Raw genomic sequence first — 16,151 nt, forward strand, 5'->3', positions numbered from 1 at the left:
TGCGGGCAGGCCTTCGCCGGCCGGCCGGGTCCGGGGCCGGGGTGCCGGCCGCGGCCTGCTGGATCGCGCGGCGCGGGTCGGCGTCCGCCGCCGCTCCGGGCACGTCCTCGTGCGCCCGCGGGGCCTGGCCCGCCGCGGACGCGGCTGAGGCGGCGGCCTGCCGGCCGCTGTGGGAGGTCGGGTACTCCGTCACGCGTGGGGTTCCATCCGTCCGGGGCTGCGCGTCGGGCGCGCTTGGTCAGGCGCGTCGTCGGCAGTTGAGGAAGAGCTGGATCTCGGGCGGTACGTCCGTACTGGCCGGGGCGTACGCGTACGAGTCCTCCCCGGCGACCTCGAAACCCGCATCGCGCACGACCTGGCGCAATTCGTCCCTCACGTAACCCGATACCCGGATCGTGTTGCCCAGGAACGGAATTGCGAAGTCGTCCACATCTGCTTCGACCATCGAGAGCGCGAGCAGCCCCTCGGGCCGCAGCAGGCCGTGCAGCAGGCGCAGCGCGTACGGGATCTCCGCGCGTGGGAGCATCAGGAGCGAGAAGAAGGCGGCGATGCCGTCGAACCGGCCGGGACCGTGGGGCGGTTCCGCGGTCAGGCCCCCCAATTTCCCCGAGGCGACCAGCTCCCCGAGGTCCGCCAGCTCCGCGACACGGAACTCACCGGCCGGGACGTTCTCGCGGGCGAGCTTGACCATTGTGGGCGACAGGTCGATGCCGACGACCCGGTGCCCGGCGGTCACGAGCTGCGCCGCGGTCGGCAGGCCCGTGCCGCAGCCGACATCGAGGATGCGCGAACCCGCGGGGAGCGACTCGGCCAGCCAGCGGCCGGAGGCGAGCTGCCCCTCCTTGTGCGGGAACGCTTCGTCATAGCGGTCGCCGATCGCGTCGAACGCCTCTGCCTGCCCGGTTCTGTCGATCTGTAACCGGTCGTACCCGTCGTAGCCTTCTCCGCTCACGACTCCACCCTTCCAGTTCTCCAGCACTCCACTGACTGTGACGTGTGACTGTGACGTGCGGTCAAACCTTTCCGATGGCCGGTCAAACCTTTTCGATGGCTTGGAGTTGTGCTTGCACAGCCCGTGCGTCGCACAGGGTGTTGCGGACGACGATCCTACGGTTGGTGGCCAGGGGCACATCAAGGGTCTCCCGTCGGGAGATTCCTTCCGCACACCGGTGCAGGAGGTCAGGAGGCCAGTCTGGCAGGGACGAGGTCCCAGTCCGCCGGAAGTTCCGGGACCGGCCATTCCTGATCGGGCCGCCAGTTCTCCCAGCCGTCCCGGAAGGGCGCGCCCCACGCGCCGATGAGTTCGACGGCGGCCCGGCCCGCGGCCCGTACGCCCTCGGCCTGCCGGGTACTCATCAGCCCGGCGCGCTGCGCCTGTTCGAACTCGTCCTCGTCCCGCCAGGCCCAGCTGCGGTCCGGATAGACCGCGATGTCCAGGAAGTGGTCCTCGGAGTCGACGCCGCGCGCCCACCGGCGGCGCGGCTCCTCCAGATTCACGTACCAGTTCTTGAAGCGCCAGCCCGGCTCCCAGAACAGCCAGACCGACCAGGGGTCGACGGGCCTGGCCAGCTTCAGCACGCCCGTGCCGAACCAGCGCGAGCGGGTGGTGGACCGCGGCTTGGTGTAGCGGGTGGCCAGCGGCTCGCGGTGTACGGGTGTGCCGTCGCTGAGCACCGGCTTCACGCACACGGTGCCCGGCGCCATCCAGACCGCGAGCAGCTCGGCCGTGTCCTCCACGACCGTCACGGGACGGCAGATGTGGACGCGGTCGGTGCCGTTGCCCCGGTAGCGCCAGAGGATGTGCTCCCCCGGTGCCCAGAATCGGGCATCCGCCGCGCCCGTCGTCTCCGTGGTCTCCGCTGTCATGCGCAGATCTTAGGGGCGGGGGCCGCGCGCCGCTGTGGCCCGCGCTACGGGCGCGTCACGCGCTGCACTACGGGCGGGTCATGCGCAGCACGTCCAGCGCCTCGTCCAACTGCTCGAGCGTCAGATCGCCGCGTTCCACGTACCCTGACGCGAGGACCACCTCGCGGATCGTCTTCCGCTCGGCCAGGGACTTCTTGGCGACCTTCGCCGCCTCCTCGTAACCGATGTACTTGTTGAGCGGGGTGACGACGGACGGCGACGACTCGGCGTACTCCCGGGCCCGGTCCGCGTTCGCCGTGATGCCGTCGACCGTGCGGTCCGCCAGCAGGCGGGAGGCGCTCGCGAGCAGCCGGACCGACTCGAGCAGGTTCTTGGCGATGACCGGGAGCATCACGTTGAGCTCGAAGTTGCCCGAGGCGCCTGCCGTGGTGACCGTCACGTCGTTGCCGATGACCTGGGCGGCCACCATCAGCACCGCCTCCGGGATCACCGGGTTGACCTTCCCCGGCATGATCGAGGAGCCGGGCTGGAGGTCGGGCAGGTTGATCTCGGCGAGTCCGGTGCGCGGTCCCGAGGCCATCCAGCGGAGATCGTTGGCGATCTTGGTGAGGCCCACCGCGATCGTACGGAGCTGGCCCGAGGTCTCCACCAGGCCGTCCCGCGCGCCCTGCGCCTCGAAGTGGTCGCGCGCCTCGGTCAGCGGAAGACCGGTGGAGCGGGCCACCTCGGCGATGACGGCGGCGGAGAAGCCGGGCGGGGTGTTGATGCCGGTGCCGACGGCCGTGCCGCCGAGGGGGAGTTCGGCGAGCCGGGGGAGGGAGGCCCTGAGGCGCTCGGCGCCGTACCGCACCTGCGCCGCGTAGCCGCCGAACTCCTGACCCAGCGTCACCGGGGTCGCGTCCATCAGGTGCGTACGGCCGGACTTGACGACCTCCGCGAACTGCGCGGACTTGCGCTCCAGGGACGCGGCGAGGTGGTCGAGAGCCGGAATCAGGTCCCCGGTCACGGCCGCTGTCGCGGCGATGTGGATCGAGGACGGGAAGACGTCGTTGGACGACTGGCTGGCGTTGACATGGTCGTTCGGGTGGACGGGTGCGCCGAGCCGCTCGCTCGCCAGGGTCGCGATGACCTCGTTGGTGTTCATGTTGGAGGACGTGCCGGAGCCGGTCTGGAAGACGTCCACCGGGAAGTGGTCGTCCCAGGCGCCCTCGGCGACCTCTGCCGCGGCCTCCTGGATCGCGGTCGCCAGGTCCTTGCCGAGCACGCCGAGATCGGCGTTCACCTTGGCCGCGGCCGCCTTGATACGGGCCAGCGCCTCGATGTGCGCGCGCTCCAGGCGCTGCCCGGAGACCGGGAAGTTCTCCACCGCGCGCTGGGTCTGCGCGCGCCACTTCGCGCGGGCGGGGACCCGTACCTCGCCCATCGAGTCGTGCTCGATGCGGTAGCCCTCGCCGCCTTCGCTGCTGTCGCTGTTCTCGCTGCCGTCGTCGGCCATCGTCACGTACCTCCTGGGATGCACAGCGCGTGTCCAGTTCACCTTGTTCCCGGCGGCGTTGCGCGAACGCGTACGGCCGTGCTGCATCTGCGGGATATGCGCAGGTGAGAGATGAAAGCCCCGAGGTAACCGTCCATAATCGCGCTGTGAGCGAGCCGATGAGGAACCACCAGGACGACGGGCACGGGCACGACGGGCACGGGCACGACGGGCAGCACGGGCACGGGCACGGCCGGGGCCGGTGGGCGCGCATCCGGCACCGGGTGGCCCACGTGGTCACCCCGCACAGCCACCAGGCCGCCGACAAGGTCGACTCCGCGATGGAGACCTCCGCGGAGGGCATGCGGACGCTGTGGATCTCGCTCGGCGTCCTGGCCCTCACGGCGGCGCTGCAGGCCGCCGTGGTCGTCGTCTCCGGTTCTGTGGCGCTGCTGGGCGACACGGTCCACAACGCCGCGGACGCGCTGACCGCCGTGCCGCTGGGCGTGGCGTTCGTCCTCGGCAGGCGCGCCGCCACCCGCCGCTTCACGTACGGGTACGGCAGGGCGGAGGACCTGGCCGGGATCGTGATCGTGCTGACCATCGCCGCGTCGGCGGCGCTGGCCGGCTGGGCGGCGGTCGACCGGCTGCTGGACCCACGGCAGGTCCACCAGCTGCCCGCGGTCGCCGCAGCGGCCGTCGTCGGATTCATCGGCAACGAGTGGGTGGCCCGCTACCGCATCCGCACCGGCCGCAGGATCGGCTCCGCCGCCCTGGTCGCCGACGGGCTGCACGCCCGCACCGACGGGCTCACCTCGCTCGCGGTGCTGCTCGGCGCGGGCGGCGCGGCGCTCGGCTGGCGCCTGGCCGACCCGGTCGTCGGCCTGTTCATCACCGCCGCCATCGCGCTCGTGCTGAAGGACGCCGCCCGGGAGGTCTTCCGCCGCCTGATGGACGCCGTGGAACCCGCGCTCGTCGATGCGGCCGCAGCCGCGCTGCTCGGCGTGCCCGGCGTGGTGGAGGTCGGCGAGCTGCGGATGCGGTGGATCGGGCACCGGCTGCGGGCGGAGGTCGCCATCGTCGTCGACGGCGACCTGAGCGTACGGGCGGCCCACGAGGTCGCCGTCGAGGCGGAGCACGCCCTGCTGCACGCCGTACCGCGGCTGACCGCCGCCCTGGTGCACGCGGACCCCTCCGCCACGACCGGCGACCCGGACCCCCACGCGGCCCTGGCCCACCACGCGCACGCCTAGGCCCGGACAGGGCTGGCCTCCGGCGGGTGGCCGCCGCTCCGCATGCCGGGATCCGCACGTGACTCATCAAGTCCGTTGCCCTGCAAGCCTGGTGAAGCCGCCTTACGATACGGCCGGGAAGCGGCGGGCGACAGGGAAAGGACCGCATGTCCGACATCTGGGATGAGGTCCGTGCGGGATGGGCGGCCGCCGTCCGCGCGGCCGAGGGGACAGGACATCCCCAGAACGAGGAGTACGGGGCGGGCCGGGCGGGCCTGGGCTTGGCCCGCCGTCCCATCGCGTTCACCGGGGAGCCCGGGGCCGGGAAGACGGTCCTCTTCGACGCGCTCGCCCAGCGTGTCGGCCCCGACGACGACCCCAAGGGGCGCAGCCCGGACCGGGAGGAGAAGCACACGGTCTTCATGCTGGGCTCGATGCGGATCCGGGTGTCCGTCATGGTGGTGCCCGGCCAGGAGTCGGCGCAGCGCGAACGCGCCATGAACCGTGTCCTGAGCGACAACGCAGCGCCCGAAGGCATCATCCACGTGGTCTGCTGGGGCCACAACAAAGTCTGGGACCGCAGAGGCCAGAATGCGCTGGAGGACGGGGTGCGCGGTGCGGGAACGGGGATCACCCCGGACGCCGTGCGTGAATGGCACCTGCTGAAGGAGCGCCGGGACTTCGAGGATCTGTGTGACCGGATCAAGGAGACCCGCGCCGTGGAACGGCGTATGAAGTGGCTGATCGTCGCCGTCACCAAGAGCGATCTGTTCTGGAACGACATCGACAGCGCACGTGACTACTACATCCCGGACGGTGACGCCACCGGGCCGGACGGCGAATCGCGCTTCTGCACCGCCCTGCGCGACCTGGCCGAGGGCAGCCGCCTCCGGATCGCCGTCGTCCCGGTGAGCTCCCGGCTCCTGCGGCACTCCTTCGGCGGTGGCCTTCCGCCCCGGATGAGCGTGCTCGACGAACTGGGGGCCCGCGGCCTGCGCAAGCACTTCTACCGGACCCTGAAGGGCCTGCTGTGAGCACGGCCTGGGACGGCGAGGCCTTCGAGTCTTCGCTGCGCACGGCCGAGGAGCTGCTGAGCGGGGTGCGCCGGGCCAGGGTGGCGCTGTGGTCCCTGCGCGGCGCGGAGGGAGCACTCGGGCTGCTCCCCCTGGCGGCTTCGACCACCGGGTACGCCGCGCGCCCCGGCGCCGTTGAGGACTCCGGTTCGGTCATGGTGCCGGCCCTGCTCGCCGGTCTCGCGGCCGTCGCTGCGGCCGTGGTCGTCGAGGTGGTCGTGGCCCGCCGCCTCCGTCGGCGCATCGACCGCGACCGGAGCAGGCTCGCCGGAGAGATAAGCATGCTCCGCGAAGTCCTCGTCCACGTGTCGGTGCGAGAGGGCTGGAGCAAGTCCCGCACGCGGGGAGCTCGGGCGCGCATCGCGCGCTTTTCCATCGAAGGGAAGGGGTCCTGGTGATCCAACGGCTGCTGTTGTTCGCGGGGATAGCCGCATTGTTCAGCCTCATCGGGCCGCAGATCGGCTTTCTGATCGCGGAGGGGACCCCTTACGAGGAAACCGTCAACGGCAACTGGGACGCCGCTGCCGCGGCATCCGGCCTGATGGTCTTCGGTGCGCTGGTGTTCGGCTGGGGAAGCTGGCTCTGCTTCACCGTCTCCGGCGGCTTCCGGGACAACAACGTGGTGGGCGGCCTCCTGAGCCTGGCGGCGGGCGCGCTGCTGATCGGCGTCGCCGTGTTCGTCGCCTGGAAGACCGTGCTGGCCTGAGCGGCCCGGCGGCCCCACGCGCCGGGCGGGGCCGCCGGGCCGGGCTCAGGTCGTGGGCCCTACGGGGATGGTGGTCACGAACGGCTGGGCAGGGGACGGGTCCTGGAAGAAGTCGTTGCCCTTGTCGTCGACCACGATGAAGGCCGGGAAGTCCTCGACCTCGATCCTCCAGACCGCCTCCATGCCCAGCTCCTCGTACTCCAGGACCTCCACCTTCTTGATGCAGTCCTGCGCCAGGCGCGCGGCCGGGCCGCCGATCGAGCCGAGGTAGAAGCCGCCGTGCGCGGCGCACGCGTCGGTGACCTGCTTGGAGCGGTTGCCCTTGGCCAGCATGACCTTCGAGCCGCCGGCCGCCTGGAACTGCTCGACGTACGCGTCCATCCGGCCCGCCGTCGTCGGGCCGAAGGAGCCGGATGCGTAGCCCTCGGGGGTCTTGGCCGGGCCCGCGTAGTAGACCGGGTGGTTCCTCAGGTACTCCGGCATCTCCTCGCCCGCGTCCAGCCGCTCCTTGATCTTCGCGTGCGCGATGTCGCGGGCGACGACGAGCGTGCCGGTCAGCGAAAGGCGGGTCTTGACCGGGTGCTTGGTCAGCTCGGCGAGGATGTCGTCCATCGGCTGGTTGAGGTCGATACGCACCGCTTCGAGGTCGGGACCCGCGCCCTCGGTCAGCTGCTCGTCGGTGGTCTCCGGCAGGTACTTCGCCGGGTCGGTCTCCAACTGCTCCAGGAAGACGCCCTCGGCCGTGATCTTCGCGACCGCCTGGCGGTCGGCGGAGCAGGAGACGGCGATGGCGACCGGGCAGGACGCGCCGTGCCGCGGCAGCCGCACCACGCGCACGTCGTGGCAGAAGTACTTGCCGCCGAACTGCGCGCCGATGCCGATCTTCTGGGTCAGCTCGAAGACCTTCTCCTCCAGCTCCTTGTCGCGGAAGCCGTGGCCGGTCGGGGAGCCCTCGGACGGGATCTCGTCGAGGTAGTGCGCGGAGGCGTACTTGGCGGTCTTCAGCGCGTACTCGGCGCTCGTGCCGCCGACGACGATCGCCAGGTGGTACGGCGGACAGGCGGCCGTGCCCAGGAGGCGGATCTTCTCCTCCAGGAACTTCATCATGGAGGACTCGTTCAGGACGGCCTTCGTCTCCTGGTAGAGGAAGGACTTGTTGGCCGAGCCGCCGCCCTTGGCCATGAAGAGGAACTTGTACGCACCCCCGTCGGTCGCGTACAGCTCGATCTGCGCGGGCAGGTTGGAGCCGGTGTTCTTCTCGTCCCACATGGTCAGCGGGGCCATCTGCGAGTAGCGCAGATTGAGCTTGGTGTACGCGTCGTAGATGCCGCGCGAGAGGGCCTCCTCGTCCGCGCCGGACGTCAGGACGTTCTGGCCGCGCTTGCCCATGACGATCGCGGTGCCGGTGTCCTGGCACATGGGCAGGACGCCCGCGGCCGCGATGTTCGCGTTCTTCAGCAGGTCCAGGGCCACGAAGCGGTCGTTGGGGGAGGCCTCGGGGTCATCGAGGATCCGGCGCAACTGGGCGAGGTGGGCGGGGCGCAGGTAGTGCGAGATGTCGTGCATGGCCTCGGCGGCCAGCTTCCGCAGCGCCTCCGGCTCGACCTTGAGGAACGTGCGCCCGTCGGCCTCGAAGGTGCTCACGCCCTCGGAGGTCACCAGGCGGTACGGGGTGGTGTCCTCGCCCAGGGGCAGGAGGTCCGTATAGGCGAACTCAGGCATGTGCGGCCATTCCTCACTCGGCAGACGGCGGTGGCTGGCGTCGAAGACAGCGCAGACAAGCGTAGAGCGCGCGAGGGCGGGTGGGGCTGTGAGGTAGGGCTCAGTGGAGATGGGGCGCCAGTGTGCGCGGCACGGGAGTCGCGCAACCCTAGTCGCGATCTATCGCGTTTCGGTACGCTGGCCCGGTGAATGAGCCTCAGCAGCAGCCGGTGCCCCTGACCAAGCCCGCGGCGCCTGTGGCGCCTTCGGAGCCCGCAGTACCCGCGGCCCCTGCAGTGGCCGGGGCCAAGCCAGTCGCCGAAGCGGAGATCCGCGCGTCCGACGCCGACCGCGACCGGTTCGCGGACATCCTCCGCGAGGCCCTCGCCGAGGGCCGGCTGACCGCGGAGGAGCACGCCGAGCGGATCGACGGGGTCTACCGCGCCAAGACGCTCGGTGAACTCGAGCCGCTGGTACGGGACTTGCCCGCGGCCGGTACCCGTATGCCACCCGCCGCCGCCCCGGCCGCCGGGCCACCGTACGCGCAGGCAGAGGCCCCGCCCGAGAACCTCGTCGCCGTCTTCAGCGCCTCGACCCGCAAGGGCCGCTGGCGCATCGGCCGCCGCACCAACGTCTTCGCCTGCTTCGGCAGCGTCGAGATCGACCTCACGGAGGCGATGTTCGAGCAGCAGCAGGTCGTGATCAACGCGACGTCGATCTTCGGCAGTGTGGAAGTCCGGGTCCCGGAGAACGTCACGCTGCGCGGCTCGGGCACGGGCGTCTTCGGCAACGTCGAGGTGGACACCCAGGAGTCCGCGGACCTCAACGCTCCGGTCGTCGTCATCAGCGGCTACGCGGTCTTCGGCAACATCGAGGCCAAGCCCAAGAAGGGCAAACGCCTCCGCGACCTGCACGCCCACGCGCGCAAACACCTCGGGCACTGAGGGGCCCCGGGGTGTGGGCATGGGGTCCGGAGGGGGCGGGGCCAGAAAACTGCAACGGTCTGCATAGGCGCACGCACAGCGGGTAGGGACTGCTGCATCGTCTTCTCGTACGGCATGGGGGTTGAAAGGGGCCGTGCGCCGGGGGAGACGGGCAAGGGTGACTCTTTCGCGAAAGCCGTCGTCAGGAGTAGACCGTGCTGCAACCGCCGCATCAGCCCCTGCAGGCCGCCGTACCGCCGCAGCGCATTCACGCCCGGGACCAAGCAGGCCCCTGGCACTCGGACGCGGTGTGCCGCCGCGACGAAGCCGGGCTGTTCTTCGCGCCCTCCAAGGAGCCGACGGCCGCCCGGCTGTCGCGTGAAGAGGCCGCGAAGCGGGTCTGCGCCCGGTGCCCTGTGATGGTGGAGTGCCGGGAGCACGCACTGCTGCAGCCGGAGCCCTACGGCGTGTGGGGAGGGCTGACCGCGGCCGAGCGCCGGGTCGTGCTGGCCCGCCGCCGGCGCCGTGAGGTCGAGCTGCAGAAGGCCGCGCGCTCCGCCGCGGTCCCGCACATCGCAGCGGCTGGATGAACGCCGCGTCAGGGGCGCCCCCCGCAGCGGGGGCGCCCCTGACGTTCATCCGTATTCCGCAGGTGCGCGTCCGTATCGCCTGAACCGGCCGGCTCCGGCTCCCCCGCTCAGCGCGCGCGGTCGAAGTCGATGGCGCTGTAGGCGCGGAGCTTCGACAGCCGGTGCGTGGAGTCGATCCGCCGGATCGTGCCGGACTTGGAGCGCATCACCAGCGACTCGGTGGCGGCCGTCTCCGCCCGGTACCGCACCCCGCGCAGCAGCTCGCCGTCCGTGATGCCGGTGGCGACGAAGAACACGTTGTCGCCGCTGACCAGGTCGTCGGTGTGCAGGACGCGGTCGAGGTCGTGGCCCGCGTCCAGCGCGCGCTGCTTCTCCTCGTCGTCCTTCGGCCACAGCTTGCCCTGGATCGTGCCGCCCAGACACTTGATCGCGCAGGCCGCGATGATGCCCTCGGGCGTGCCGCCGATGCCCATCAGCATGTCGATGCCGGTGCTCTCCCGTACGGCCATGATCGCGCCCGCGACGTCGCCGTCCGAGATGAACTTGATCCGGGCGCCGGTCTCGCGGATCTCCTTGACCAGGTCCTGGTGGCGCGGGCGGTCGAGGACGACGACCGTGACGTCCTCGGGCGCGCTGTGCTTGGCCTTGGCGACCCGGCGGATGTTGACCGACGGAGGCGCGGTGATGTCGACGTAGTCGGCCGCCTCCGGCCCGGTGACCAGCTTGTCCATGTAGAAGACGGCGGACGGGTCGAACATCGTGCCGCGGTCGGCGGCGGCGAGGACGGCGATGGCGTTGGGCATGCCCTTGGCCGTCAGGGTGGTCCCGTCGATCGGGTCCACGGCGATGTCGCACTCCGCACCGGTGCCATCGCCGATCCGCTCCCCGTTGAAGAGCATCGGGGCCTCGTCCTTCTCGCCCTCGCCGATGACGACGACACCGTTCATCGACACGGTGCTGACGAGGGTGCGCATGGCCTTCACGGCGGCGCCGTCGGCGCCGTTCTTGTCGCCGCGGCCGACCCACCGCCCCGCGGCCATCGCGGCGGCCTCGGTGACCCGTACGAGTTCCAGGGCGAGGTTTCGGTCGGGAGCCTCGGGGCTCACCTCGAGCTGGGACGGCAGATGATGCTCGGTCATCGGAGCGCACCTTTCTGTACGGCGACGGCCGGAGTAGAGGGTGTCTGTGACTTTATCGGTTCGTCGCCAATGTGAGCAGTGGGCCCTACGCATGAGCGCTGTCAAGCGCACGGTCGAGGCCTCGGTCACGGGCGCGGTCGAGAGCGTGGTCGAGGCGCCGCCGGGGGCATCTCACGAGTGCCCCGCAGGGGGGTGCAGGAATCGCCGGTTCGGCGATAAGGGACGATAGGGGCGTGGCAGGAATGCGCGGTACGCAGACGGTTCGGGACATGGTGCTGTCGATGGCGGTCATCGGGGTCGTTGTCGCGGGCATCTATCTCTTCATCCCGCACGACCCCTCGAAGGACCCGGTGAAGCAGGTCGACTACCGGGTGGAGCTGGACACGGCCCGCCGTGCCGCGCCCTACCCGGTGGCGGCCCCCGAGGGCCTGCCGAAGAGCTGGCGCGCGACCTCGGTGACGTACGACGGGGGCAACCCGGACGGGGCCGCCTGGCACCTGGGCTTCCTGGACCAGGACAACCAGTACGTGGCGGTGGAACAGAGCAACGGCAGGCCGTCGAAGTTCGTGACGAAGGTCAGCCAGGGCGCGGAGAAGACCGGCAGGACCCAGCAGGTCGGCGCGGAGCGCTGGGACCGCTACGAGGGCCCGAAGTACGACGCGCTGGTGCTGGAGGAGCGCGGGGTGACGACGGTGGTGACCGGCACCGCGTCGTACGCGCAGCTCGCGAAGATGGCCGCCACGCTCAGGCTCGAGTCTCCCGGGGGCCGGTGACACGGGCGGCTGACATGGGCGGCTGACATGGGCGGCTGCCGCCGCGGGCCCGTATCCCCGGCAGCGCCCGGGCCGTCCGGGCTCTGCCGGGGGGACGGCGGGCCGGAGGTCAGACGGTCGTGACGACCTCGTCGTACTCCAGGCGGGGCGAGCGCGGGAGCCATGCGTCCTCGCCCGGCTTGCCGATGTTCACCACGGCCAGCACCGAGTGGTCGCCCCCGGGGAAGAACTCCTTGTTGAGGGCCTCGGCGTCGTAACCGGTCATCGGGCCCGCGGCCAGGCCGGCGGCGCGGACGCCGATGATGAAGTAGCCGACCTGCAGCGCCGCGTTGAAGGAGCCGGCCTGCTCGCGGACCGGGCGCTCGCTGAAGAAGACGTCCTTGACCTGCGGGAAGTGCGGGAAGAGGCGGGGCAGCTCCTCGTGGAACTCGTGGTCCGTGGCGAGGATCGCGACGAGCGGGGCGGCGGCCGTCTTGGGCTGGTTGCCCTCGGCCATGTGGCGCACCAGGCGCTCGCGGGCGTCGGGCGAGCGGACCAGCACGATGCGCAGCGGCGACTGGTTGAAGGCGGTGGGGGCGTACTTCACCAGGTCGTAAATCGCCTGCACCTGCTCGTCTGTGACCGGCTCGTCGGTGAAGGTGCGGGCGGTCCTGGCCTCACGGAACAGCAGGTCCTGGGCGGCGCTGTCGAGGGCGAGGGTCATGGGGATACCTCTCAAAGTTATGCAGCGTTCAATTACCGTCGCGTGCAACAACCACGAGAGGCGCGTGAATATTCAACGAGGGTGAAAGTGTGTGACCGGCTTCACACCCGCGCGGGCTGTGTGCTGGTCGGTACGCCGGCGGGTGCCCCGGCTCCGGGGTGCTCCGGTCGGTACGCCGGTGGCCGCCTTACGTGTCGGCTTCCTGGTCGTCCTCGTCCCCGGCGCCGTCCTCGTCCCCGGAATCCGCGAGGGCCGCGTCCAGCCGCGCCCGCGCGCCCTCCAGCCACCGGCGGCAGACCTTCGCCAGCTGCTCGCCGCGCTCCCAGAGCGCGAGGGACTCCTCCAGCGTGGTCCCGCCCGCCTCCAGTCGGCGGACGACCTCGATCAGCTCGTCCCTCGCCTGCTCGTAGCCGAGCGTCGAGTCGGCCGGCGGCGCGGTCGCGCCGCCGCCGGGCTCGCCGGCCTTCTCGTCCGTAGTGGTCATGCGTCCAGCCTAGAGGTGGCGTATGACAGGGCGGCCGACGCCGTCACCCACGACGCCCACGTCGTCACCCGCGCCGCTGTCGCGGCGTACGGCGACGTAGGGAGCGCAGCAGCCGCCCGCTACGGCGTCACCCGCACCGTGAACTCGCCCTCGGCGACGCGGGCCCGCAGCTTCTCGTCCGGCGTGACCTCGTCCGCCGACCTGACCACCGTGCCGTCCGCCCGCTGCAGCACCGCGTACCCCCGCTCCAGCGTGGCCGCCGGGGAGAGCGACACCACGCGCGCGAGGGTGTGCGCGAGCTCCGAGTCGGCCCGGTCCAGCAGGTGCCCCAGCGTCCTGCGACCCCGGTGGAGCAGCGCCTCGACCTCCTCCTCCCGCTCCTCCACCATCCGCTGCGGCCGCTCCATGCACGGCCGGTGGCGGACGCCCGCGAGGCCCCGCTCCTCCCGGTCGAGCAGCCCCGTGACGGCGCGCAGCGCGCGCTCCCGCAGCTGCCGGATGCGCGTCAGCTCCTCGCCGACGTCCGGCACGACCTTCTTCGCGGCGTCCGTCGGCGTGGAGGCGCGAAGGTCGGCGACGAGGTCGAGCAGGGGTGTGTCCGGCTCGTGACCGATGGCCGACACGACGGGCGTACGGCAGTCGGCCACGGTCCGTACGAGCTGCTCGTCCGAGAACGGCAGCAGGTCTTCGACGCTGCCGCCGCCGCGCGCCACGACGATCACGTCGACGTCCGGCAGCGCGTCGAGATCCTTGACTGCCTGAACGACCTGCGGCACGGCGTGCACGCCCTGCACCGCGACGTTGCGGACCTCGAAGCGGACGGCCGGCCAGCGGTGCCGGGCGTTCTCCAGCACGTCCCGCTCGGCGGCCGAGGCCCGGCCGCAGACCAGGCCGATGAGCTGCGGCAGGAACGGGAGCGGACGCTTCCGGTCCAGCGCGAACAGGCCCTCGGCGGCGAGCGACTTCTTCAGCTGCTCCAGCCGGGCCAGCAGCTCGCCGACGCCGACCGGTCTGATCTCGGAGGCCCGGAGCGAGAGCTGGCCGCGCGGCGCGTACCACTCGGGCTTGGCGTGCACGACCACCCGCGCGCCCTCGGAGACGATGTCCCCGACCCGGTCGAACACCAGGCGGTAGCAGGTGACCGAGAGGGAGATGTCGTGCGACGGGTCGCGCAGGGTCAGGAACACCACGCCGGCGCCGGGCCGCCGCGACAACTGCGTGATCTGCCCTTCGACCCACACGGAGCCGAGCCGGTCGATCCATCCGCCGATCAGCCGTGACACCTGGCCCACGGGGATGGGCGCGTCAGGAGAGGTGTTGAGACCCATACGGGCAGGCTAGCCGCCCCCGAGGGCGGCGCGACCGCCTCCGGCGCAGACCTGGGTTGTGGGGTTTTCTGTCTACAAGGAGGAAGAAAAAAACCCCACAACCCGGCCACCGGCGGGCAGCCCGGCCGATCTTTGCGCTCGGCGGCGCGGCCTTACGATGGTGCCCATGACTGCCACTGCCGCCCGCCGCGTCCTGCTCGCCGCCCCCCGGGGCTACTGCGCGGGCGTGGACCGTGCCGTGATCGCCGTCGAGAAGGCCCTGGAGCAGTACGGCGCGCCCGTCTATGTGCGCCACGAGATCGTCCACAACAAGTACGTCGTCAAGACCCTCGAGAAGAAGGGCGCGATCTTCGTCGACGAGACGGAGGAAGTCCCCGAGGGCAACATCGTGATCTTCTCGGCGCACGGCGTGGCGCCGGTCGTCCACGAGGAGGCCAAGCGCGGCCGGCTCGCCAGCATCGACGCCACCTGCCCGCTGGTCACCAAGGTCCACAAGGAAGCCGTCCGCTTCGCCAACGAGGACTATGACATCCTCCTCATCGGTCACGAGGGCCACGAAGAGGTCATCGGCACGAGCGGCGAGGCCCCGGACCACATCACGCTGGTCGACGGCCCGGACGACGTGAAGAACGTCGAGGTCCGCGACCCGGACAAGGTCGTCTGGCTCTCCCAGACCACGCTGTCGGTCGACGAGACGATGGAGACCGTCGACGCCCTGAAGGGCCGCTTCCCCAATCTCCTCTCCCCGCCGAGCGACGACATCTGCTACGCGACGCAGAACCGCCAGACCGCGGTCAAGCAGATGGGCGCCGAGGCCGACCTCGTCATCGTCGTCGGCTCCAAGAACTCCTCGAACTCCGTCCGCCTGGTGGAGGTGGCGCTGGGCGCGGGCGCCAAGGACGCGCATCTCGTCGACTACGCGGAGGAGATCGACGCGACCTGGCTGGAGGGCGTGAGCACGGTCGGCGTGACGTCCGGCGCCTCCGTCCCCGAGATCCTGGTCGAGGGCGTCCTGGAGTGGCTGGCGCGGCACGGGTTCGAGGACGTCGAGACCGTCACGGCCGCCGAGGAGTCGATCGCCTTCTCGCTGCCGAAGGAGCTGCGGCGCGACCTGAGGGCGGAGGCGGCGGCGCTCGCGGCGCCGTCCTCGCTCGCGGATGCGGAGGCCGAGTCCTCCGGCTCCTCCCGATCGTGAGGCGCTTTCCCCGCCTCTTCCCCGCTTCCTCGGCTGCCTCCGCTTCCGGCACGTGAGCCTCCGCCTCTGCCCGTAGCGTTGTCCACATGAACGTATTCGGTGTGGACATCGGAGGGTCCGGCATCAAGGGCGCCCCGGTCGACCTGGACAAGGGCGACCTGGCCGAGGCGCGGCACAAGGTGCTCACCCCGCACCCGTCGTCGCCCGACGCGGTGGCCGGCTGCGTCAAGGAGGTCGTGACCCACTTCGGCTGGTCGGGCCCGGTCGGCGTGACGTTTCCCGGTGTCGTCACGGGCGGCACGACGCGTACGGCGGCCAACGTGGACGCGAGGTGGGTGGGCCGGGACGCGCAGAGCACGCTCTCCTACCTGCTCGGGCTGCCGGTGACGGTGCTCAACGACGCGGACGCCGCCGGGGTCGCCGAGATGTCCTTCGGGGCGGGCCGCGGCCGCGGCGGCACGGTGATCCTGCTGACCTTCGGCACGGGCATCGGCAGCGCGGTCTTCACGGACGGGAAGCTGGTGCCCAACACCGAGCTCGGCCACCTGGAGCTGGGCGGCCACGAGGCCGAGAAGCGCGCCTCGAGCAAGGCCAAGGAGGACGAGGACCTGGGCTGGCACCACTGGGCGCGGCGGGTGGAGAAGTACCTGGCCCATGTGGAGATGCTCTTCTCGCCCGAGCTGTTCATCATCGGCGGCGGGGTGAGCCGCAAGGCGGAGAAGTTCCTGCCGCTGATCGAGGGCGTCAGGGCGGAGATGGTACCCGCGCAGCTGCAGAACAACGCGGGCATCGTGGGCGCGGCGATGGCGGCCGCAGTGGCGGTGGGGAAGGGCTAGATGTGTTGTCCGGACAGGTTGGTGACGCGGTCGGCGGGGGTTTGGCCTGCGATGCCGGTGTGGGGTCGGTGGTAGTTGTACCAGTCCAGCCATGCGGGGAACGCGGCTTGTCGTTCTGCTTCTGAGTG

18 protein-coding genes are annotated in these 16,151 nt (G+C 71.1%); 9 read left to right on the forward strand and 9 right to left on the reverse strand.

Annotated elements, in window-relative coordinates; translation table 11 throughout:
* Positions 1 to 238: 238 nt before the first annotated feature.
* The 3 genes from ACTWQC_RS29500 to ACTWQC_RS29510 form a co-directional block, all read right to left on the reverse strand.
* Complete coding sequence (locus ACTWQC_RS29500; protein ID WP_443318885.1) at positions 239 to 952, reverse strand: class I SAM-dependent DNA methyltransferase; 714 nt, start codon at positions 950 to 952, stop codon at positions 239 to 241.
* Between the two features lie 227 nt (positions 953 to 1,179).
* The gene (gene fomD, locus ACTWQC_RS29505; RefSeq protein ID WP_443318886.1) at positions 1,180 to 1,866 is read right to left on the reverse strand and encodes a cytidylyl-2-hydroxypropylphosphonate hydrolase; all 687 of its coding nucleotides are present in this window, start codon (positions 1,864 to 1,866) and stop codon (positions 1,180 to 1,182) included.
* A 67-nt stretch (positions 1,867 to 1,933) separates the two neighbouring features.
* Positions 1,934 to 3,361: a class II fumarate hydratase gene (locus ACTWQC_RS29510; protein ID WP_443318903.1), complete on the reverse strand. Its 1,428-nt coding sequence runs from the start codon at positions 3,359 to 3,361 to the stop codon at positions 1,934 to 1,936.
* Positions 3,362 to 3,519: 158 nt separating this feature from the next.
* Between ACTWQC_RS29510 and ACTWQC_RS29515 the strand changes: the two genes are divergently transcribed.
* From ACTWQC_RS29515 to ACTWQC_RS29530, 4 genes are all read left to right on the forward strand, one after another.
* Complete coding sequence (locus ACTWQC_RS29515; RefSeq protein WP_443318904.1) at positions 3,520 to 4,593, forward strand: cation diffusion facilitator family transporter; 1,074 nt, start codon at positions 3,520 to 3,522, stop codon at positions 4,591 to 4,593.
* A gap of 146 nt (positions 4,594 to 4,739) precedes the next feature.
* Positions 4,740 to 5,606, forward strand: coding sequence for a hypothetical protein (locus ACTWQC_RS29520; RefSeq protein WP_443318887.1), 867 nt, complete (start codon positions 4,740 to 4,742; stop codon positions 5,604 to 5,606).
* The gene (locus tag ACTWQC_RS29525) at positions 5,603 to 6,043 is read left to right on the forward strand and encodes a hypothetical protein (protein ID WP_443318888.1); all 441 of its coding nucleotides are present in this window, start codon (positions 5,603 to 5,605) and stop codon (positions 6,041 to 6,043) included. The genes ACTWQC_RS29520 and ACTWQC_RS29525 overlap by 4 nt, the downstream gene beginning before the upstream one ends.
* Complete coding sequence (locus tag ACTWQC_RS29530; protein ID WP_443318889.1) at positions 6,040 to 6,351, forward strand: hypothetical protein; 312 nt, start codon at positions 6,040 to 6,042, stop codon at positions 6,349 to 6,351. Before ACTWQC_RS29525 ends, ACTWQC_RS29530 begins: the two co-directional genes overlap by 4 nt.
* A 45-nt stretch (positions 6,352 to 6,396) precedes the next feature.
* Here the strand turns inward: ACTWQC_RS29530 and ACTWQC_RS29535 are convergent, their stop codons facing one another.
* Entirely contained in the window at positions 6,397 to 8,073 is a 1,677-nt protein-coding gene (locus ACTWQC_RS29535; RefSeq protein WP_443318890.1) for a fumarate hydratase, read from the reverse strand.
* Positions 8,074 to 8,258: 185 nt separating this feature from the next.
* On the opposite strand from ACTWQC_RS29535, the gene ACTWQC_RS29540 reads away from it, so the two are divergent.
* Together ACTWQC_RS29540 and ACTWQC_RS29545 are read left to right on the forward strand one after the other, a co-directional pair.
* Entirely contained in the window at positions 8,259 to 8,996 is a 738-nt protein-coding gene (locus ACTWQC_RS29540) for a DUF1707 SHOCT-like domain-containing protein (RefSeq protein WP_443318891.1), read from the forward strand.
* A gap of 194 nt (positions 8,997 to 9,190) precedes the next feature.
* Positions 9,191 to 9,565 (forward strand): WhiB family transcriptional regulator, encoded by a 375-nt coding sequence (locus ACTWQC_RS29545; protein WP_443318892.1) that lies wholly within the window; start codon positions 9,191 to 9,193, stop codon positions 9,563 to 9,565.
* Positions 9,566 to 9,672: 107 nt separating this feature from the next.
* Here ACTWQC_RS29545 and glpX read toward each other — a convergent pair whose 3' ends face one another.
* Positions 9,673 to 10,704 (reverse strand): class II fructose-bisphosphatase, encoded by a 1,032-nt coding sequence (gene glpX, locus ACTWQC_RS29550; RefSeq protein ID WP_443318893.1) that lies wholly within the window; start codon positions 10,702 to 10,704, stop codon positions 9,673 to 9,675.
* A gap of 242 nt (positions 10,705 to 10,946) precedes the next feature.
* Here glpX and ACTWQC_RS29555 point away from each other — a divergent pair, with 242 nt between their 5' ends.
* Positions 10,947 to 11,477 carry a DUF4245 domain-containing protein gene (locus tag ACTWQC_RS29555; RefSeq protein ID WP_443318905.1) on the forward strand — a complete coding sequence of 177 codons (531 nt, stop codon included), beginning with the start codon at positions 10,947 to 10,949 and terminating at the stop codon, positions 11,475 to 11,477.
* Positions 11,478 to 11,586: 109 nt separating this feature from the next.
* On the opposite strand, the gene ACTWQC_RS29560 is transcribed toward ACTWQC_RS29555, so the two are convergent.
* The 3 genes from ACTWQC_RS29560 to xseA form a co-directional block, all read right to left on the reverse strand.
* Complete coding sequence (locus ACTWQC_RS29560; RefSeq protein WP_443318894.1) at positions 11,587 to 12,180, reverse strand: malonic semialdehyde reductase; 594 nt, start codon at positions 12,178 to 12,180, stop codon at positions 11,587 to 11,589.
* A gap of 187 nt (positions 12,181 to 12,367) precedes the next feature.
* Positions 12,368 to 12,664, reverse strand: coding sequence for an exodeoxyribonuclease VII small subunit (locus ACTWQC_RS29565; RefSeq protein WP_443318895.1), 297 nt, complete (start codon positions 12,662 to 12,664; stop codon positions 12,368 to 12,370).
* A gap of 119 nt (positions 12,665 to 12,783) precedes the next feature.
* Complete coding sequence (xseA, locus tag ACTWQC_RS29570; RefSeq protein ID WP_443318896.1) at positions 12,784 to 13,992, reverse strand: exodeoxyribonuclease VII large subunit; 1,209 nt, start codon at positions 13,990 to 13,992, stop codon at positions 12,784 to 12,786.
* A 166-nt stretch (positions 13,993 to 14,158) separates the two neighbouring features.
* Between xseA and ACTWQC_RS29575 the strand changes: the two genes are divergently transcribed.
* Positions 14,159 to 15,187 carry a 4-hydroxy-3-methylbut-2-enyl diphosphate reductase gene (locus tag ACTWQC_RS29575; protein WP_443318897.1) on the forward strand — a complete coding sequence of 343 codons (1,029 nt, stop codon included), beginning with the start codon at positions 14,159 to 14,161 and terminating at the stop codon, positions 15,185 to 15,187.
* A gap of 86 nt (positions 15,188 to 15,273) precedes the next feature.
* Positions 15,274 to 16,023: a polyphosphate--glucose phosphotransferase gene (gene ppgK / locus ACTWQC_RS29580; protein ID WP_443318898.1), complete on the forward strand. Its 750-nt coding sequence runs from the start codon at positions 15,274 to 15,276 to the stop codon at positions 16,021 to 16,023.
* Here ppgK and ACTWQC_RS29585 read toward each other — a convergent pair.
* The coding region (locus ACTWQC_RS29585; RefSeq protein ID WP_443318906.1) for an integrase core domain-containing protein at positions 16,020 to 16,151 on the reverse strand (132 nt) is incomplete at its 5' end. The genes ppgK and ACTWQC_RS29585 overlap by 4 nt on opposite strands.

This window comes from Streptomyces sp. 8N616, assembly GCF_052246385.1.
Lineage (GTDB): Bacteria > Actinomycetota > Actinomycetes > Streptomycetales > Streptomycetaceae > Streptomyces.